The sequence below is a fragment of the Catenuloplanes nepalensis genome (genome assembly GCF_030811575.1).
Lineage (GTDB): Bacteria > Actinomycetota > Actinomycetes > Mycobacteriales > Micromonosporaceae > Catenuloplanes > Catenuloplanes nepalensis.
In genome coordinates this window covers 4079105-4100748 of sequence record NZ_JAUSRA010000001.1, presented here as the reverse complement: position 1 = coordinate 4100748, position 21644 = coordinate 4079105, and the positions used below count along the sequence as shown (strand labels likewise).

3 protein-coding genes (1 of these 3 cut by a window edge) are annotated in these 21644 nt (G+C 75.3%); all 3 read left to right on the top strand.

All coding sequences use genetic code 11. The features are described 5' to 3' along the window. Tightly spaced (each overlapping or abutting the next), the 3 genes in view from J2S43_RS17545 to J2S43_RS17535 form a layout consistent with a single transcriptional unit that may run on beyond the window. Positions 1-580, top strand: the 3' end of a protein-coding gene (locus tag J2S43_RS17545) for a non-ribosomal peptide synthetase (protein ID WP_306830493.1). 10454 nt of this gene lie to the left of the window's left edge; the window shows 580 of its 11034 coding nt (coding positions 10455-11034); the start codon falls outside the window, past its left edge; the stop codon is at positions 578-580. Then, positions 577-14661 (top strand): non-ribosomal peptide synthetase, encoded by a 14085-nt coding sequence (locus J2S43_RS17540; protein WP_306830490.1) that lies wholly within the window; start codon positions 577-579, stop codon positions 14659-14661. The genes J2S43_RS17545 and J2S43_RS17540 overlap by 4 nt, the downstream gene beginning before the upstream one ends. Beyond that, positions 14658-21644: a non-ribosomal peptide synthetase gene (locus J2S43_RS17535; protein ID WP_306830488.1), complete on the top strand. Its 6987-nt coding sequence runs from the start codon at positions 14658-14660 to the stop codon at positions 21642-21644. The genes J2S43_RS17540 and J2S43_RS17535 overlap by 4 nt, the downstream gene beginning before the upstream one ends.

Genomic DNA, 21644 nt, shown 5'->3' with positions numbered 1-21644 from the left:
CGCCGCGCTCGTCACCGCGCTCGGCGACCGGCCGGTCTCGGTGCTGCTGGAGGGCCATGGCCGCAACGACGACGTGCTCGACGTGGACGTCAGCCGCACGGTCGGCTGGTTCACCAGCATGTACCCGGTGCGCCTGGACGGCGGTGACCCGGCCCGGGTCGCGGCCGCGCGTAAGGCCGTCCCGGACCACGGCCTCGGCTACGGCCAGCTCCGGCAGCTGCGGCGCGCGCTGCACGCGCCGGAGCCGCAGGTCCGGTTCAACTATCTGGGACGTTTCAACACCGGCACGCACCGCGACTTCGCGCCGGTGGACGAGACCGAACCGATCGGCGGGTACGTCGACCCCGCGCTGCCGATCCCGTACCCACTGGACGTCACGGCCGCGGTGGCCGGCTCCACGCTGCACCTGCGGCTGGCCTGGCCCGGCCGCCACCTCGGCGAGCCGCGCATGCGCGAGTTCGCCGACAGCTACCTGAATGCCCTGCGACATCTGTCCGGCGGTCACGCGCCGGACCCCGACGACGCCGTCCTCGTCGACATCGGCGCGGACGAGCTCGACGACCTGTGGAGGAACGCATGACCGGCCTGGAGGACGTCCTGCCGCTGTCCCCGTTGCAGCAAGGCCTTCTAGTCTGGGCGTCCTATGGGGCCGCCGACGTCTACGCGGTACAGCGTGCGTTCGACATCGAGGGCGCGGTCGACGCGGACGCGCTGCGGGCCGCGGGGGAGACGCTGCTGCGCCGGCACCCGAACCTGCGGGCCGCGTTCCGTTTCCGGCGCAGCGGCGACCCGGTCGCGCTGGTCCCGCGCACGACCGAGCTGCCGTGGCGATTCGAGGACCTGACGCACCTGGACGCCGGCGCGCGCCGCGCCGAGCTGGACCGGATCGCGGCCGGTGAGCGCGCTCGCCCGTTCGACCTGGGCCGCCCGCCGCTGCTGCGCCTGGCGCTGATCCGCACCGATGACACGTGCTACACCGTGCTGCTCACGTTCCACCACATCCTGCTGGACGGCTGGTCCGTGCCGCGCCTGGTCACCGAACTGTTCACGCTCTACGGCAGCCGCGGTGACGAGGCCGTCCTGGGCGCGCCCGTGCCGTACCGCCGCTATCTGGCCTGGTTGTCGACGCAGGACGCGGAGGCGTCCGTCGCGGCGTGGCGCCGCTATCTCGACGGACTGGACGGTCCCACGCTGGTCGCGTCCGGCGCGGACCTGCACGGCCGCAGCACGCCGGCCGAGATCACGACATTCCTGACCGAGGGCGAGACCGAGGCGCTGCGCGGGCTGACCCGCCGGCACGAGGTCACCGCGAACACGGTGCTGCAGACCGCGTGGGCGCTCGTGCTCGGCGAACTGACCGGCAAGTCAGACGTGGTGTTCGGGCTGAGCGGCTCCGGGCGCTCGCCGGAGCTGCCCCGGGCGGACGAGATCATCGGCCTGCTCATCAACACGATCCCGGCCCGGGTCACGCCGCGCGCCGGCGAGACGATCGCGGAGCTGCTCACCCGCGTGCAGGCCGGCCAGGCCGGGCTGCTGGCGCACCAGCACGTGCGGCTCGCGGAGCTGTCCGCGGGCGGCGGCGAGCTGTTCGACACCTACGCGGTCTTCGAGAACTACCCGCTCGACCGCGGCGTGCTGGACGCGCTCGGCACCCGCGCCGGGCTGCGCATCCACGGCATCGACTCGGCCGAGGGCAGCCACTACCCGCTCGGCGTGATCGCCACGCCCGGCGACCGGCTGCGCCTCGACGTCCGCTACCGCGCCGAGGCGATCCCGCGTGCCACGGCCGAACGCGCCACCCGGCGGCTCACCGAGACGCTGCGGAGAATCATCAACGATCCGGGCCTGCGGTACGCGCGGCTGCCGCTGCTGTCCCCGGACGAGCGCGCCGACCTGCTCGAGGTCCGCAACCGCACCGAGCCCGCACCGCCGGACGCCACGTTCGCGGACCTCGTCGCCGGTCACGCCCCGGACGAGCCCGCGGTCGTCTACCGGGACACCACGCTCACCTACCGCGACCTGCACGCGCGCGCCGACGTGGTGGCCGGCCGGCTCGCCGCCCGCGGCATCGGCCCGGAGCGGTCCGTGGTGGTGGCGCTGCCGCGCTCCGCCGACCAGATCGTCGCGATGCTCGCGGTGCTGAAGGCCGGCGGCGTCTACGTCCCGGTCGACACCGACTATCCGGCCGAGCGTGTCGCCTACCTGCTCGACGACGCCGCCCCCGCGCTCGTCATCACCGCGCCCGCGCACACCGGCCTGCTGCCGCCGTCCGCTCCTGTCGCACTGCTCAGTCAGTTGGAGGCGGAGGGGCCGTCGCGGGAGCCGGACCGCGCCCGGCCGGACAACGCGGCCTACACCATCTACACGTCCGGCTCGACCGGCCGGCCGAAGGCGGTCGTGGTCACGCACGGCGGTCTGCCCGCACTGGTCCGCACGGTCGCGGACGCGTTCCGGCCCGGCCCCGGGGACAGGGTGCTGCAGTTCGCGTCGCAGAGCTTCGACACGTCCGTGTGGGAGCTGTGCATGGCGCTCGGCACCGGCGCGGCCGTCGTGGTCGCCCCTGCTGAGCGGCGGCTCGGCCCGGAGCTGGCCCGGCTGCTCACCGAGGAGCGCATCACCCACCTGACGCTGCCGCCGTCCGCGCTCGCGGAGCTGCCCACGGACGCGGTCGCGCCCGGCACGGTCGTCATCGTCGCGGGCGAGGCCTGCCCGCCGGAGCTGGCCCGCCGCTGGATCGACGCCGGGCACGTGTTCTTCAACTCCTACGGCCCGACCGAGACCACGGTGGACGCCACGCTGTGGCGGGCGGGGGAGCCGTCCGGCACCGCGCTGCCGATCGGCCGTCCGGTCGCCGGGACCACGGTCTACGTGCTGGACGCGCTGCTGCGCCCGGTCCCGGCCGGCATCCCCGGTGAGCTGTACGTCGGCGGCACCGGCCTGGCGCGCGGCTACCGGGGTGCGCCCGGCCTGACCGCGACCAGGTTCGTGGCGAACCCGTTCGGCGAGGGGCGGCTCTACCGCACCGGCGACCTGGTCCGCTGGCGGGAGGACGGCGAGCTGGAGTTTCTCGGCCGCGCCGACCACCAGATCAAGATCAGGGGCTTCCGGGTCGAGCCGGGCGAGGTCGAGGCCACGCTCGCCGCGCACCCCACGGTCGCGTCCGCGCTGGTCCTGGCCGTCGACGACGAGGTGGTCGGCCGTCGCCTGATCGCCTACGTGACACCGTCCGACGTGGACGGCGAGCCCGATCAGGTCACACTGCGCGCGTACGCCGGCCGGATCCTGCCCGAGCACATGGTGCCGTCCGCGGTCGTGGTGCTGGACGCGTTCCCGCTCACGCCGAACGGCAAGGTCGACCGGGCCGCGCTGCCCGGCGCCGCGCCCGCGGTCACCGCCGCGGCCCAGCCGTCCGGCGGCGCCCGCCCGCGCGAGGAGCTGATGTGCGGCGTGTTCGCGTCCGTGCTCGGCGCGCCCGAGGTCGGCCCGGACGACAGCTTCTTCGACCTCGGCGGCCACTCGCTGCTCTTCGCCCGCCTGGTCGCGCGCGTCGAGGCGGTGTTCGGCGCCACGCTGTCGATGAGCGACGTGTTCGAGGCGCCCACGCCCCGTGACCTGGCCCGGCTGCTCGACGCGGGCCGCCGCCGCCTGCCGCTGACCGCGCGCGACCGTTCCGGCCCGCAACCGCTGTCGTTCGCGCAGCGCCGCCTGTGGTTCCTGCACCGGCTCGACGGGCCGAGCGCCACCTACAACATCCCGGCCGTGCTGCGCATCCGTGGCGCGCTGGACGTGGACGCGCTGCGTGCCGCCCTGTCCGATGTGGTCGGCCGGCACGAGAGCCTGCGCACGGTGTTCCGTGACGGTGACGGCGAGGGCCTGCAGGAGGTGCTGTCCGAGTTCGCGCTGCCGTTCGAGGCGTCGGAGGCGACCGAGGAGAGCCTGGACGCGCGGCTGACCGACGCGGCCGGACACCGGTTCGCGCTCGACCGGGAGATCCCGGTCCGCGCGCACCTGTTCGCGCTCGGCGCGCAGGACCACGTGCTGCTCGTGCTACAGCACCACATCGCGGGCGACGAGTGGTCGGTCGGGCCGCTCTTCGCGGACCTGCGCCGTGCGTACGAAGCCCGCCGGCTCGGCCGTGCGCCCGCGTTCGCGCCGCTGCCGGTGCAGTACGCGGACTTCGCGGGCTGGCAGCGCGACCTGCTCGGCGCGGAGGACGACCCGGACAGCGTCGCGGCGGCCCAGGTCGCGTTCTGGCGGGAAGCCCTCGACGGCGCACCGGAGGAGCTGGCGCTGCCGTTCGACCGGCCCCGGCCCGCGGTCGCCGGATACGCCGGTGACTACCTGATGTACGAGATTCCGGCCGTGGTCCACCGTGGACTTCTCGCGCTCGCCCGCGCGCACGACGTGACGCCGTTCATGGCCGTGCAGGCCGCGGTCGCGGCGCTGCTCACCCGGCTCGGCGCGGGCGAGGACCTGCCGCTCGGCTCGCCGATCGCGGGCCGCACCCAGCAGGAGCTGGAGGACCTGGTCGGGTTCTTCGCGAACACGCTGGTGCTGCGCGTGGACACGTCCGGCGATCCGAGCTTCGCGGACCTGCTCGGCCGGGTCCGGCGCACCGACCTGGCCGCGTTCGACCACGCGGACGTGCCGTTCGAGCGTCTCGTCGAGGTGCTCCACCCGGCCCGCTCGCTGTCGCGGAACCCGCTGTTCCAGGTCATGGTCACCCACCAGCACCGGCTGGACATGGACCTCGGCGTGGCCGGGCTGCAGACCACCGCGATCCCGTTCGGCCTGGACACCGCGAAGTTCGACCTGACGTTCAGCTTCTTCGGCGACGACGCGGACGGGCCGCTCGGCGCCGGCATCGAGTTCGCCACCGAACTCTTCGACCGCGCCACCATCGCGGGTCTCGCGGACCGGCTGACCCGTCTGCTCACCGCCGTGGTCACCGCGCCGGACGCACCGATCGGCGCCGCGGACCTGCTCTCGCCGGGCGAACGGGTCGCGCTGACCGCCGCGCCTGAGTTCCCGGTCAACGTGCCGCTGGTGCCGGAGATGGTAGCGGCCGCGGCCGCCCGGTATCCGGAGCGCATCGCGCTGTCCGACGGGTCAGTCGAGGTCAGCTATGCCGAGTTGCGGCGGCGCGTCGTGGAGCTGGCCGGCCGGTTGCCGGCCGGACCGGAGGACGTGGTCGCGCTGGCCTGCCCGCCGTCGATCGGCCTGGTCGTGGCCCAGCTCGCCGTGCTGCACGCCGGTGCCGCCTACCTGCCGCTGGACACCGGTTACCCGGCCGGCCGCATCGCCCTGATGCTCGACGACGCCCACCCCGCGCTCCTGATCACCACCGCGGAAACCATCGAGAACCTCGCGCCGGTACGGGACTGGAGAGGCCCGCTGCTCTACGCCGACCCGGAGTCCGCGGTGACGACGCCGGTTCCACCGCCCGGCAGCCCGCCGGCCGTTGTGGTCCCGCCCGGCCACCTGCCGGCCGGCGCCGTCGAGACCGGCCGCCCGGCCGCCGATGCCGCCCCGGGCGAAGGGCCGATGCCCCGGCCCCGGCCGGAGAACCCCGCCTACGTCATCTTCACGTCCGGTTCGACCGGACGGCCGAAGGGCGTGGTCGGCACGCACGGCGGTCTCGCGGCCCGGCTCGCCTGGGGACAGGCCGCACTGCCGCTCGGCCCCGGTGACACGGTCGTGGCGAAGAGCTCGCCGAGCTTCATCGACGGCACCACCGAGCTTCTCGGCGCGCTGATCGCGGGCGCGACCGTGGTCATCGCGGACGCGGACACCCGGCGCGACACGCATGCGCTCGCCGCGCTCATCGAGACGGCCGGCGCGACCCGCATGACCATGGTCCCCAGCCAGCTGCGCACGCTGCTGTCCGAGGCGGGCCCGGACCGGCTCGCGTCCGTCACGCGCTGGGTCACCAGCGGCGAGGCGCTCACGCCGGACCTGGTGGCCGCGCTGCCCGGCATCACCGACCTCTACGGCTGCTCCGAGGCCAGCGGCGACAGCCTGGCCCGCCCGCACCCGGCGGACGCCACGTTCACCGACGTGGTCACCGGCACCGCGGCCTACGTGCTCGACGGCAGGCTCCGCCCGGTCCCGCCCGGCGCGACCGGCGAGCTGTACCTCGCCGGCGCCGGACTCGCCCGCGGCTACCGGGACGCGCCCGGCCTGACCGCCACCCGGTTCGTCGCGTCGCCGTTCACGCCCGGCGAACGCCTCTACCGCACCGGCGACCTGGCCCGGCGCACGTCCGGCGGCGGCGTCGCACTGCGCGGCCGCGCTGACTCCCAAATCAAGATTCGCGGGGTACGGGTCGAGCCGCGCGAGGTCGAGGCCGCGCTCGCGGGCCTGGACGGCGTCGCTGAGGCGGCCGTGCTGGCCCGCACCTCGCCCGCCGGGGAGACCGAGTTGCGCGCGTACGCCGTACCCGCGCCGGGTTTCGATCTGTCGTCCGTGCGCGCGGCGTTGCGGCGCACGCTCCCGGCACAGCTCGTGCCGGCCACGCTGATCCCGGTCGACCGCATGCCCCGGCTGCCCGGCGGCAAGACCGACCGGCGCGCGCTGGCCCGCCTCGACTCACCGATCAGTGCGCCGGACGAGACGGCCGAGGCCGGAGAGCGGGAGCGCCTGCTGGCGCAGATCTTCGCCGACGTGCTGAGCCTGCCGTCGGCCGGACTGGACCAGGACTTCTTCGACCTCGGCGGACACTCGCTCGCGGCGACCCGGCTCGTCTCCCGGATCCGCGCGGTGTTCGGCGCCGAGGTGCCGCTGCGCGCGGTCTTCGAGGCGCCGACCGTCCGCGAGCTGGCCGGCCGACTGACTGATCAGACCGCACGGCCGCCGATCACGGCGCGGGCCCGGCCGGACCGCATTCCGCTGTCGTTCGCGCAGCGCCGCCTGTGGTTCCTGGACCGCCTCGAGGGCCCCGGCACGGTCTACACGATCCCGCTGCTGTCCCGGCTGCGCGGCGACCTCGACGTGGACGCGCTGCGCGCCGCGGTCGCGGACGTGGTCGCCCGGCACGAGCCGCTGCGCACGCTCCTGGTCGAGCACGACGGCGAGCCCTGGCAGCACATCCTCGCCGAGGTACCGGACGTGTTCACCGTGCACGGCGACGACGCGGAACTCCCCGCCCGGCACCGGTTCGCGCTCGACGCTGAGCCGCCGATCAGGGTGGACCTGACCCGCACCGGTCCGCGGGAGTGGCTGCTGCTGATCCTGCTGCACCACACCGCGGCCGACGCGCTCTCCACCGGCCCGCTCGTCGACGATCTGGAGACCGCCTACGCCGCGCGCCTCGCCGGTTCTCCGCCCGCCTGGACGCCGCTGGCCGTGCAGTACGCGGACGTGACGCTGTGGCAGCGGGAGCAGCCGGACTACGTCGGCTACTGGCGGGACCGGCTCGCCGGCGCCCCGGCCGAGCTGGCGCTGCCCACCGACCGGCCGCGGCCCGCGCTGCCCGGCTACACCGGCGGCACGGTCAGCGAGGCGCGCCCGGACGGCCTGGACGCGCTCGCCCGCACGCTCGGCGTCACCCCGTTCATGCTGTTCCAGGCCGCGGTCGCGGCGCTGCTGTCCCGGCTCGGCGCGGGCGAGGACGTCCCGCTCGGCGCGCCGGTCGGCGGCCGTACCGATCCCGCGCTGGAACGCCTGGTCGGGTTCCTGGTCGACACCGTGGTGCTGCGCACGGACGTGTCCGGCGACCCGACGCTGGCCGAGCTGGCCGCGCGCGTCCGGGACGCGGACCTGGCCGACTTCGCGCACCAGGACATGCCGTTCGAGCGCCTGGTGGAGGCGCTGAAGCCGGAACGCGCGCGGGCCCGGCATCCGCTGTTCCAGGTGCTGGTCAACCAGCACCGCGCGGGCGAGCCCGGCGTGCGGCTGGCCGGGCTGGCGAGCGAGTCCGTGGCGCAGGCGCCGGACACGGCCAAGTTCGACCTCAGCTTCCTGCTGGAGGACGACGCGGTCTCGCTGAACTACGCCGCGGACCTGTTCGACCACGACAGCGCGGAGACGATGCTGCGCCGCCTGACCCGGCTGCTCCGGAAGGCACGGCCGGACACGCGGATGTCCGAACTGGACGTGCTGCTGCCGGAGGAGCGCGAGTCGCTGCGCGCGCGGAACGCCACCGGTCACGACGTGCCCGGCGGCACGGTCGTGGACCGGCTGATCGAGGCCGCGCGCACCCATCCGTACGCGATCGCGCTGCTTCCGGACGGCGGCGCACCGGTCACCTACGCGGAGCTGAACCGGTCCGCGGCCGCGCTGGCCCGCACACTGCGCAACCGCGGGGTGGCGCCCGGCGATGTGGTCGGCGTCCGTATCCCGCGCGGGCCGGAGCTGGTGACCGCGCTGTGGGGCGTGCTGCGCGCCGGCGCCGCCTACCTGCCGATCGACCCGGACCACCCGGACGAGCGCGCCGAGCTGCTGCGCACCGACGCCGGCGCCCGGCTGGTGCTGAGCGCGGACGACGTGCGCGCCTGGTCCGCCGGGCCGGCCGCGGACCTGCCGCCGCCCGCGCCGGACCTGCCCGCCTACGTCATCTACACCTCCGGCTCGACCGGGCGGCCCAAGGGCGTGCGGGTGCCGCACCGCGCGCTGACCAACCGCCTGGAGTGGATGCAGGCCGAGTTCCGGCTCGGCGACGCCGACGCGGTGCTGCAGAAGACGCCGGCCACGTTCGACGTGTCCGTGTGGGAGTTCTTCTGGCCCGCGCTCGCGGCCGCGCCGCTGGTCATCGCGAAGCCGGGCGGCCACCGCGACCCCGGCTATCTCGCCGCGCTGATCCGCCGTGCACGCGTGACGGTCGCGCACTTCGTACCCTCGATGCTCCGGGAGTTCGTCGCGACCCCGGCCACCGGCTCCTGCGCGAGCCTGCGACTGCTGGTCACCAGCGGCGAGGCGCTCCCGGCCGACCTGGCCGCCGCCACCCGCCGGCTGCTCCCGCATGCCGCGCTGCACAACCTCTACGGCCCGACCGAGGCCACGGTGGACGTCACCGCCTGGCACGTGACGCAGGACGACGTGCCCATCGGCCGGCCGATCTGGAACACCCGCGCGCACGTGCTCGACCGCTGGCTGCGGCCGGTGCCGGACGGCGTGCCCGGCGAGCTGTACCTCGCGGGCGTGCAGCTCGCGGACGGATACCTCGGGCGGGCCGCGCTGACCGCGGAACGGTTCGTCGCCGACCCGCACGACCACGGCCGGCGGCTCTACCGCACCGGCGACCTGGCCCGATGGCGGCCGGACGGCGCGCTGGACTTCCTCGGCCGCACCGACCACCAGGTCAAGGTGCGTGGCCTGCGGATCGAGCCGGGCGAGGTCGAGGCCGCGCTGACCGCGCTGCCCGAGGTCGCCGCGGCCGTGGTGGTCGCGCACGGCGATCGGCTCGCCGGATACGTCACGCCCGCGCCCGGCCACCGTCCCGAGCCGGGCGCGCTGCGGGCCGCGCTCGCCGGCACGCTGCCCGAGTACCTGATCCCGTCGATATTCGTGGTGCTGGCCGAGTTCCCGCTCACCACCAGCGGCAAGGTCGACCGGCGCGCGCTGCCCGACCCCGCGCCCGCGCCGGCCGGTGCCGAGGCGCCACGCGGGCTCGGAGAGGAGGTGCTGTCCGGCGTCTTCGCGGACCTGCTCGGCCTGGACCGGGTCGGCGCGGAGGACGACTTCTTCGCGCTCGGCGGGCACTCGCTGCTCGCGGTGCGGCTCGTCTCCCGGCTGCGCACGGTCTTCGGCGCGCAGCCGGCGCTGCACGACGTGTTCGAGGCGCCGACCGTGCGCGCGCTCGCGGAGCGGCTGCGGCGCGGCGGTGACCGGCCACCGCTGCGAGCCGGCGCGCGACCGGACCCGCTGCCGCTCTCGCCCGCGCAGCAGCGGCTCTGGTTCATCGACCGGATGGACGGGCCGTCCGACACGTACAACATCCCGTTCACGGCCCGGTTCCGCGGCGCGCTCGACCTGGCGGCCTTCGCGGCGGCCGCGTCCGACGTGGTGGCCCGGCACGAGATCCTGCGCACGGTCTACCCGGCGCCGTCCGGACGGGCTGAGCAGTCAGTCAGGCCACCGCGCGACGTGGCCGTGCACACCGAGGGCACGCTGGAGGAGGCGATCCACCGGCCGTTCCGGCTCGACGAGGAGATCCCGATCCGGTTCCACGCGCTGGCGGCCGGGCCGGACGAGCACGTGGTCGCGGTCGTCGTGCACCACATCGCGGCCGACGAGTGGTCCGCCCGGCCGCTCTTCACCGACCTCGCCACCGCCTACGCGGCCCGGGTGTCCGGCGCCGCGCCGCGGTGGGACGCTCCGCTGCCGGTGCAGTACGCCGACTACGCGCTCTGGCAGCACGAACTGCTCGGCACCGGCGACGACAAGACGCCGCTCGCCGCGGAACAGCTCGCGTTCTGGAGCGCGGAACTCGCCGGCCTGCCCGAGGAACTGGCGCTCCCGGTCTCCCGTCCGCGCCCGCCGGTCGCCACCTATCGCGGTGAGCTCGCCCGGCGTCCTCTCCCGGCCGACGTGGCGAGCGCGCTGCGGGCGGTGGCGGCGGCGCACGGCGTCACCGCGTTCATGGTGCTCCAGGCCGCGGTGGCGGTGCTGCTGCGCAAGCTCGGCGCCGGGACCGACCTGCCGCTCGGCACCCCGATCGCGGGCCGCGCCGACGCCGCGCTCGACGACCTGGTCGGCTGCTTCCTCAACACGCTCGTACTGCGCACCGACGTCTCCGGCGACCCCACGTTCGCCGCGCTGCTCGACAGGGTGCGCCGCACCGACCTGGCCGCGTTCGCCCACTCCGACCTGCCGTTCGAGCGCCTGGTCGAGCATCTCGCACCGGCCAGGTCGCTGTCCCGGCACCCGCTCTTCCAGGTCGTCACCACCCACCGGTACGCGGACCAGGACGGCTTCGGGCTCGCCGGCCTCGAGGTCGCGCCGGAACCGGCCGAGTTCACGATCGCGAAGTTCGACCTGACGTTCGTCATCGAGGAGGACGCGACCACCGGCGCCGTCGCGCTGGAGCTGACCTGCGCCCGCGACCTGTTCGACGACGGCAGCGCGAGCAGGCTACTGAACCGCCTCGACCGGGTCCTCCGCGCGGTCCTGTCCCACCCTGACCAACGGATCAGCACGGTACGGGTGCTGGACGACCGTGAACGCGACCTGGTCCTGCACCAGTGGAACGAGACCGCGCGCGACGTGCCGTTCACCGACCTGGCCGGGCTGTTCGAGACCCAGGCGACGGCGCGGCCGGACGCGGTCGCGCTGGTCGACGGCGCCCGCGAGCTGACCTACCGGCAGCTGGACGCGGCCGCGAACCGGCTGGCGCACGTGCTGCTCGGTCGCGGTGCCGGGCCGGAGCGGATCGTCGCGGTCGCGCTGCGCCGGTCCGCGGAGGCGGTGGCGGCGATCCTCGCGGTCGCGAAGACCGGCGCGGCCTACCTGCCGATCGACCCGGACCATCCGGCGTCGCGGGTGCGGCACGTGCTCGACGACGCCCGGCCCGTGCTGGCGGTCGCGGCGCGCGCGGACGACGTACCCGCTGAGGGCCTTGAGGTCGTCGACGTCGCCGTGGCCTGGGGTGACGGGCCGGCGCAGCGGCCGGACCGGGCGGCGCCGGAGCCGTCCCGGCTGGCCTACGTGATCTACACGTCCGGGTCGACCGGGCGGCCGAAGGGCGTGGCTGTCCCGCACGCCGGGCTACCCGACCTGGTCGCCACGATGGCCGGCGGGTCGCGGGGCGGGACGGGCGCGCGGATCGGGTCGTTCGCGTCGTTCTCGTTCGACGTCACGGTGGCGGAGCTGGCCATCTCGATCCTGAGCGGCGGCACGATCGTGCTGCTGCCGGAGCACGCGCGCGCCGGTGCGGCACTGGCCCGGTTCGCCACCGCGCAACGCCTGACCCACCTGGTCATCCCACCGTCCGTGCTGTCCTCGCTGCCCCGCCCCGGCACCCCCGAGCCGTCACTCGGCGTGGACGTGACGCTGCTGGTCGGGACGGAGGCGCTGCGGCGCGACCTGATCCGCGACTGGGCCGGCGGGCGGCGCTTCCTGAACTGCTACGGGCCGACCGAGGCGACCGTCAACTCCACACTGTGGACGGCCGAGCCGGGCTGGGCGAGCTCGGTGCTGCCGATCGGGCGGCCGGACGTGAACCGGCGCGCCTACGTGCTCGGGCCGGACCTCGCGCCGGTGCCGCCGGGCGTGACCGGTGAGCTGTACCTGGGCGGCGGCGGACTCGCGCGCGGCTACCTCGGCCGGGCCGCGCTGACGGCGGAACGGTTCGTCGCCGACCCGTTCGGCGCGCCGGGCGACCGGCTCTACCGCACCGGCGACCTGGCCCGGTGGAACGCCGGTGGGCTGCTGGAATACCTCGGCCGCGCGGACGACCAGCTCAAGGTGCGCGGTCTGCGCATCGAACCGGCCGAGATCGAGGCCGCGCTCCGCGACCTGCCCGGTGTGGCGGCCGCCGCGGTCGCGGCCCGGCCCGGCGCGGACGGCCGGGACCGGCTGGTCGGCTACCTGGTGCCCGCGCCCGGCCCGCAGACCGCCGGTTCTGTCTCCGGCCCGCACGCGCTCGCGGCCGTGCCCCGGGCGGCTTCCGGCGCGGCGACGGCCGCTGCCAGTGCAGCGACGGCCGCCGCCAGTGCGGTGAAGGCCGCTGCCGCGCACGCCGGGACCGGCGGCGATGCCGATCGGGCCGGCCGCGCCACGGCATTCGACGTCGCCGGGATCGCCCGCCGGGCCGCCGAGCTGCTGCCCGCCGGGATGGTGCCGTCCGCGTGGATGGTGCTCGACGCGCTGCCGCACACGGTCGCGGGCAAGCTCGACCGCGACCGGCTGCCGACGCCGCAGACGGCCGAGACGGAACGGGCGGACGCCACGACCGACGTCGAGCAGACGCTCGTGGAACTGTTCGCGGAGCTGCTCGGACGCGACGACCTCGGCGCCACGGACGGATTCTTCGCGCTCGGCGGCGACAGCATCCTCTCCATCCAGCTCGTCGCCCGCGCCCGCGACCACGGGCTGCTCTTCGCGCCCCGGGACGTCTTCGAGAACCCCACGCCGCGCGAACTGGCGGCGGTCGCGGCCGAGGCCGGCATCGCGGCACACGACCCCGGCACCGGCGACGTCCCGCTGACACCGATCATGCGCCGGTTCGTGGACGCGGACCCGGCCGTGGAGAAGTTCGGCCAGGCACTGCGGTTCAGCCTCCCGGCCGGGCTGACCGAGCGGACGGTCAGGGACGGGCTGCGCGCGATCCTCGGCCACCACGACGCGCTCCGCGCCCGGCTGGAACGGGATCGCCTGGTCGTGCCGGCGGATGCGCCCGAGCCCGCGCTGACCGTGGTGCCCGGCGACTCCGAACTGCCGCTGGAGGCCGCGCGGGCCGGCCTGGACCCGTGGCGCGGCGCGATGACGCACGCGCTCTGGCGCGACGCCGGGCCGAACCGGCGCTCCGAGCTGCTGCTCCTCATCCACCACCTGGTCGTCGACGGCGTCTCCTGGCGCATCCTCGCGGCCGACCTGGAGGCGGCCTGCACCGCGCTCCACCTTGGACGGACTCCCCGGCTGCGCCCGGTCGCGACGTCGCTGCGCACCTGGGCGCACGCGTTGTCCGAGGCCGCGCTGGCCCGGGAGCGCGAGGCCCGCTACTGGCGCGACGTGCTCGACGCCGTCACGCCGGCACCCGCCGGCATCCTCGCCGCTTCCGGCGACGGACCGTCCGCGCCCGGCAGCACGGCCTCCGAGGCCAACGGCGCGGCCGTCGCCGGTGCGAGTACCGCCGACGGCGTGGCGGTCTCCGGCGTGAGTACCGCCGACGGCGTGGCGGTCTCCGGCGTGAGTACCGCCGACGTCGTGCCCGGCACGCTCGGCACCGTCGCGCAGCTGACCCGGACGCTGCCGGCCGCGGACACCGCGCCGCTGCTCGGCGAGGTGCCGGAGCGACTGCGCGCGACCGTCAACGACGTGCTGCTGGCCGCGCTCGGACTCGCCCTGCGCGAGTGGACCGGCGGTGAGGCGGTCATCGACCTGGAGGGGCACGGCCGCGAGCAGCAGATCGTGCCGGGCGCGGACCTGACCCGGACGGTCGGCTGGTTCACCACGATCTACCCGGTCCGGCTGGCGACCGGCGGCGCCGGACTGGCCGCGGCCGAGACCGACCCCGGGCGAGCGGCGGAGGCGGTCAAGGCCACGGCCGCGGCGCTCGGAACGGTGCCGGACCACGGCATCGGCTACGGACTGCTGCGCGAGCTGGCCCGGCATCCGGCGCTCACCGCGGCGCCACGACCCTGGATCGCGTTCAACTACCTGGGCCGGATCGGCGGCGCGCCGGACCGCGGCGGCGACGGCTGGCGGATCGAGGGCGGCCTCGGCGGCACCGTGGACGGGCACCGCGCCGCTGACCACACGCTCAGTATCGACGTCACTGCCGTGCCCGGTGCGGACGGGACCGAGCTGCGGGCCGTCTTCGCCTACGTCTCCACCGCGATCGAGGAGGACACCGTGCACCGACTGGCCACGCTGTGGGAACGGGCGCTTCGTGCGGTCGCGGCCGCCGCGGTCACCACCCGGCTCACCCCGGCCGACGTGCCGCTGGCCGGGCTCGACCAGGGGCAGCTGGACCGGATCGCGGCGAAGTGGGCGACCCGATGAGCACGATCACGGACGTCCTGCCGCTGTCGCCGTTGCAGGAGGGGCTGCTCTTCCTCAGCGGGTACGCGGACGAAGGCCCCGATCCGTACACGGTGCAGCTCGTCCTCGATCTTCGAGGCCCGCTGGACGCGGGGCGTCTCCGGGCCGCGGCGAGCGCGCTGCTCGACCGGCACCCGCACCTGCGCGCCGCGTTCTGGACCGAGGACGTGGACCGCCCGGTCGCGCTCGTCCCGGACCACGTCGACGTCCCGTGGACCGAGACGGACCTGTCCGGCCCGTCCAGCCCGAGCGATCGGACGGGACTGGGGGATCAGACGGGACTGGGCGATCAGGCACGACTGATCGATCAGGCAGGACTGAGCGGGCCAACAGGGCTCGGAGGCCGGCCGGGAAGCGCGAGCGCCGGTCGCGCCGAGGCGATCGCGGCGGAGGAGCGAGGCCGGCGGCTTGACCTGTCGACGCCGCCGCTGTTCCGCTTTCACCTGCTGCGACTCGGCCCGGAACGGCACCGGCTGCTGGTGACCAGCCATCACCTGCTGCTCGACGGCTGGTCCACCGCGCCGCTGATCCGCGAACTGCTCACGCTCTACCGGGCCCCGGGCACACTGCCCGCACCGGCCCGATACCGGGACTACCTGGCCTGGCTCGCCGGGCGGGACCGTACCGCGGCCGTCGAGGCCTGGCGCGCCGACCTGGCCGGCGCGGTCTCCTGCACCCCGTTCAGCGGGCCCGGCCGGCCGGCCGCGGTCGTGCACCGGACCACGGCCGAGATCGACGGCGGCGGGCTCATCGCGCTCACCCGGGACCTGGGCGTCACGCTCAACACCGTCCTGCAGTGCGCGTGGCTGACCGTTCTCGCCGCGGTCGGCGGCGGGCCCGACGTGGTCACCGGCCAGGCCGTGTCCGGGCGCCCGGCGGAGCTGCCCGGCGCGGACGACATGATCGGGCTGTTCCTCAACACGGTCCCGGTGCGGGCGCGGCTGCGGCCCGCGGAACCGTTCGTCGGCCTTCTCCGGCGCCATCAGGCCGCCCAGGCCACGCTGCGCGAGCACGCATGGCTCGACCTGCCCGCCATCCTGAACGCCGCCGGGCAGGGCGAACTCTTCGACAGCCTTCTCGTGGTCCAGACGTTCCCGGGTGCCGGGCCGTCCGAGGAGCCGGCCGGTCAGCTGTCCGTCGAGTCGGTCGAGGGGCACGACGGCTCGCACTACCCGGTCATGCTCACGGCCGCACCCGGGGGCGGCCGGCTCCGGCTGGAACTCAAGTACCGCGACGGCACACCCGGCGCGGCCGCGTTGCTCGACCGCCTGCTGCGCGTCATGCACCAGATCATCGACGACCCGACGGTACGCACGAGCGCCGTCACCACCCTCGACGACCGCGACCGGCCGAGCACCGAAGCCGCGTCGCGTGCTGGAGCCGCGTCCGGGGCTGGGGCCGCACCCCGCGCGGAGGCCGCGTCAAGCGCCGCCGAGGTGTCGCGCGATGCCTCGATCCTTGCGGAGGCCGCATCGCGGACCGGGGACATCTCCGCGCTGCTGATGCCCGGCGACCCGTCCGCGACCGCGCTGATCTGCGACGGGACGACGCTCAGCGCGGGAGATCTGCAGGCTCGCGCCGAGCGGCTCGCCGCCGCGCTGCAGCACCGGGGGATCGGGCCGGAGTCCGTCGTCGGCATCGCCACCGGCTACCGGCCCGAGCTGGTCGTCGCGCTCCTCGCGGTGCTCCGGACCGGCGCGGCCTACCTGCCGCTCGACCTCGATCATCCGGCGGCCCGCCTTCGTCACATGATCGACACGGCCCGGCCCGGCCTGCTGCTGACGACCGGCGAGCTTCCGTACGAGGTTCCGCAGCTCGACGTCACCGCCCCGCTGCCGGATGCGGTGCCGAAGCCGGTGACCGCCGACCCGGCCCACCCCGCCTACGTGCTGTTCACCTCCGGGTCCACCGGCACGCCGAAGGCCGTGATCGGCACCCGCGGCGGTCTGGCGATTCGAATACTGTGGATGCTGACCGCCGAACCCACGACGTTCGCCGATGTCATCCTGGCCAAGAGCTCGATCGGCTTCGTCGACGGCTCGACCGAGCTGCTCGGCGCGCTCGCCGCGCACGTCCCGGTCGTGCTGGCCACCCGGGACGACCGCCGCGACCCGCTCGCGCTCATCGACCTGATCGAGAAGCACCGGATCACGCGGCTAACCGCCGTACCGACGCTGCTCCGGGCACTGGCGGAACACGGTCGCGGCCGGCTCGGCTCGGTCGACCTGTGGATCTCCAGCGGTGAGCCGCTCACGCCCGCGCACACCGCCGGCCTGACCGCGCGCGTGGTCAACCTGTACGGCTGCTCCGAGGCCAGCGGCGACAGCACCTACCTGGCCGACGCGCGCCGCGACCCGCACCTCGGCACGCCGATCACCGGCACCGGCGCGCACGTGCTCGACGCCTGGCTACGCCCGGTGCCGGTCGACGGCGTCGGCGAGCTGTACCTCTCCGGCGCCGGCCTGGCGCGCGGCTACCTGCGCGCGCCCGCGGCCACCGCCGATCGCTTCGTCGCGAACCCGTTCGTGCCCGGCGCCCGCCTCTACCGGACCGGCGACCTGGTGCGGCGCCGCGCCGACGGCGGCCTCGACCACCTCGGCCGCACCGACGAACAGGTCAAGGTCCGCGGCCACCGCATCGAACCGGCCGAGATCGAGTCCGTGCTCGCCTCCGCCCCCGGCGTCCGCGCCGCCGCGGTCACCGTCCACAACGGCCGCCTCATCGCCTACCTCGCCCCCACAACCCCCGGCCCGTCCGCCGGTTCCGGCCTGTCGGCTGGTTCCGGCGGGGTCGGTGGCTCTGGCGTCTCTGCTGGTTTCGGCGGGGTCGGTGGCTCTGGCGTCTCTGCTGGTTTCGGCGGGGCCGGTGGCTCTGGCGTCTCTGCTGGTTTGGGCGCGGCCGGTGGCTCTGGCATCTCTTCTGGTTCCGGCGTCGGCGTTGCTGGCGGTTCCACCGTCACCGCCGCTTCCGTCACCGCCGCGGTCGATGTGGGGGTCTCCAGCGCTGTGGCGAGCACAACCAGCGCCAGCAGCGCCGGTGCGGCTCATGCCGCCGCGACCGGCAGCGATGCTGCGACCGGCAGCGATGCGGGGGGTGAGTGCGGTGCCGGTGCCGGGATCGACCTGACCGTGGTGCGGGCCTTCGCGGCGGAGCGGCTCGCGGAGCATCAGATGCCGTCGATTCTGGTGCGGCTGGAGCGGCTGCCGATGACGCCGACCGGCAAGATCGCCCGCCGGGAGCTGCCGGAACCGGATCCGGCCGCGCTGACCGGCACTGACCGGCCGCGGACGCCGGACGAGCGTGCGCTGACCCGGATCTTCGCCGAGGTGCTCGGGCTGCCCGAGGTCGGCGTGCACGACGGCTTCACCGAGCTGGGTGGCGACAGCATCCTGTCGATCCGGCTGGTCAACCGGGCCCGCGAGGCCGGTCTTCCGCTGCGGCCCCGGGACGTCTTCGAGCATCGGACCGTGGCCGCGCTGGCCGCGATCGCGCGCCATCACGGCGAGGAGAGCGCGGGCGACGGCGAGGCGGCGCTGCGGGCGTTCCGGGACCGGCATGCCGCGCTGCGTGACGATCCCGAGGTCGAGGACGTGCTGCCGCTGACGCCGTTGCAGGCCGGCATGTTCTTCCTCTCCGGGTACGACCGGGAGGCCCCCGACGTCTACACGATGCGGCTGCGGCTGCTGCTGCGCGGGCCCGTGGACGAGGGCCGGCTGCGCGACGCGGCCCGTCGGGTGATCGCCCGGCATCCCGCACTGCGCGCCGGGTTCGTGCACCACGACGGTGAACCGGTGCAGATCGTCCGGCCGGCACCGGACGCCGGGGAGCCCGGCGCGGAGCCCGAGTGGAACGGCCCGGATCGCCGCTTCGACCTGGGCGCGCCGCCGCTGATCCGCTTCGCGCTGGAACGTGTCACGGACGGGGAACATCGTTTCACCATCACGAACCACCATCTGATCCTGGACGGCTGGTCCGTGCCGCTGCTGGCCCGGGAGTTGTTCGCCACCTACGCCGGGCTGGAGCCGGACACACCGGCCGGTGGGCACCGCGCCCACCTGCGCTGGCTCGCCACCCGTGACCGGGCCGCGGCCGCCCGCGCGTGGCGGGACGCGCTCGACGGGCTGCCCGGCCCGACGCTGCTGGCCGGCCCGGCGGCCGAGGCCCGCCCGGACAGCGGGGGCGCCGAGCTGCTCCCGCTGACGCTCTCCGCGGCGCGGGTGCAGGCGCTGACCGCGCTGGCCCGGGGCACCGGGGTCACGCTCAACACGATCCTGCAACTGGCCTGGGCGACCGTGCTGGCCCGCGCGACCGGGCGGGACGACGTGGTCTTCGGCGCCACCGTCTCGGGCCGGGACGCCGGATTCGCGGAGGCGGAGGCCACGCTCGGGCTGCTGATCAACACCGTGCCGGTCCGGGTACGCCTACCGCGCGCGGAAACGATTCAGAGCGCGTTGAAACGTGTGCAGTCCGAGGCGGCGGCGCTGCTCGAACACCGGCACGCCGGGCTCGCGGACGTGCTGCGCTGGTCCGGGCAGCGGGAGCTCTTCGACACGCTGCTGGTCTTCGAGAGTTTTCCGGTCGACGAGGACGCGCTGCACGCCGCCGAACGCGCGGCCGGCCTCGACGTCACCGCGCTGGCCGGCGAGTCGGTCACCCACTACCCGCTCACGCTGACCGTGCTACCTGGCACCACCTCCGGCACCGCGGGCAGCTCTGACGCCGCGGGCACCACCAGCACCGCGGGCACCGGCAGCACCGCAAGCACCACCAGCATCGGCAACGGGACAGGCGCCGGCACCGGAGCCGGCACCGAAATGGGCGCCGAAGCCGGCAGCGGGACCGCGGCCGGCCTGGATCTGGTGCTGGAGTACCGGCCGGACCTGTTCACACCGGGTGCGGCGGCCCGGCTCGGCGACCGGCTCCTGGCCGTGCTCGCCGCGATCGTCGCCGCCCCGGACGCACCCCTGGCCGCGCTGCCCGCGGCCGCCCCCGCCGAACGCGACCTGATCCTGACCACCTGGAACAACACGACCTGGAACGAATCAAGCCGAGCCGCCGCGCCCGGCCAGAGCGCGCCAGACTACGACATGCCCGGCCAGCACGTGCCCGGCCAGCACGTGCCCGGCCAGCGGGCGTCCGATCACGACGCGGCCGGGCAGAGCGTGGCCGGAGACGGGCTGGTGCGGAGTGGCCTGGCTCAAGGGCTCCCGGCTGCTGCCGGGGGTGAGGCGCTGCTGCCGGGGCTGTTCGCGGCGCGGGTGCGGACCCAGCCCGACGCGCCCGCGCTGGTGCTCGGCGACACCACCTGGACCTTCGCCCAGGCCGGCGCGGCCGTCGAGCGCATCGCCGGTGCGCTGCAGCAGCACGGCGTCCGCCCGGAGGATCGCGTCGCCGTTCTCGGCTCCCGCACCCCCGAGGCCATGATCGCCATGCTGGCCGTGCTCGCGTCCGGCGCCGCCTACCTGCCGATCGACCCGTCCTACCCGCCCGAGCGGATCCGGACGCTGCTGGCCGGCGCCCGCCCGGCCGCGCTCCTGCACACCCCGGACACGCCCGCACCGCCCTTCGACGGTCCGGCCCTGACCACCGACGCGGCCGGCCCGTTCACCGCTCCGTGGATCAGCGGGCACCATCCCGCCTACGTCGTCTACACCTCCGGCTCGACCGGTACGCCCAAGGGCGTCGTCATCCCGCACTCCGCGATCGCGAATCTCTATCGCAGCCACCGCCGCCACCTGCACGACCCCACGGTCCGGCTGGCCGGCCGTGAGCGGCTGCGTGTCGCGCACGCCTGGCCGTTCGCGTTCGACGCGGCCTGGCAGCCGCAGTTGTGGCTGTTCAGCGGCCACGCCGTGCATCTGGCGGGCGAGGACCAGCGCACCGATCCGGCCGCGCTCGCCGAGCTGATCGACCGGTCCGGCATCGACTTCATCGAGGTCGCCCCCGCGATGCTGGCCGCGCTCGACGACCTCGGCATGTTCGCGCCGGACCGCCACACGCTGTCGATGATCGGTTTCGGCGGCGACGCGGTGGGGGAGCGGCAGTGGCGCCGCCTCGCCGCCACCCCGGGCCTCGCCGCCGTCAACCTCTACGGCCCGACCGAGTGCACAGTGGACTCACTGGCCGCGTTCGCCACGGACGCGGAACGGCCGGTGATCGGCCGCCCGGTCGACAACGCCCGCGCCTACGTGCTGGACGCGAACCTGGGCATCCTGCCGCCCGGCGTGCCCGGTGAGCTGTACCTGGCCGGTGCCGGCCTGGCCCGCGGCTACCTGGACGCGCCCGCCACGACCGCGGCCCGGTTCGTCGCGGACCCGTTCAGGCCGGGCGGCCGTCTCTACCGCACCGGCGATCTGGTGCGCTGGACCGAGGCGGGCACGATCGACTACCTCGGGCGGACCGATGACCAGGTCAAGATCCGCGGGTACCGCGTGGAACTGGGCGAGGTGCAGGCCGCGCTCGCGGCGCACCCGGACGTGGCGCAGGCCGAGGCGGCCGCGCCCACGCTGGCGAACGGCCGCCGGATCCTGGCCGGTTACGTGGTGCCGCGCGCGGGGCAGCGTCTCGACACGGCGGCGCTGAAGGAGCACATGGCGGCCCGGCTGCCGGACTTCCTCGTACCCGCGGCGTTCGTGGTTCTGGATCGTCTGCCGCTCACCGCGAACGGCAAGGTCGACCGGGCCGGCCTGCCCCGCCCGGATCCGGACGCGCACACCTATCGTCCGCCGGCCACGGAGGCGGAGGCGGCGTTCTGCGTGGCCTTCGCGGAGGCGCTCGGCGCGGACCGGGTCGGCGCCGACGACGACTTCTTCGCGCTCGGCGGCGACAGCATCGCCACGCTGCGACTGGTCGCGCTCATGCCGTCGGTGAGTCCCCGGGACGTCTTCACGCACCGCACGCCCGGCGCGCTCGCCGCAGCCGGAACCCCCCACCCCAAGGAGTGA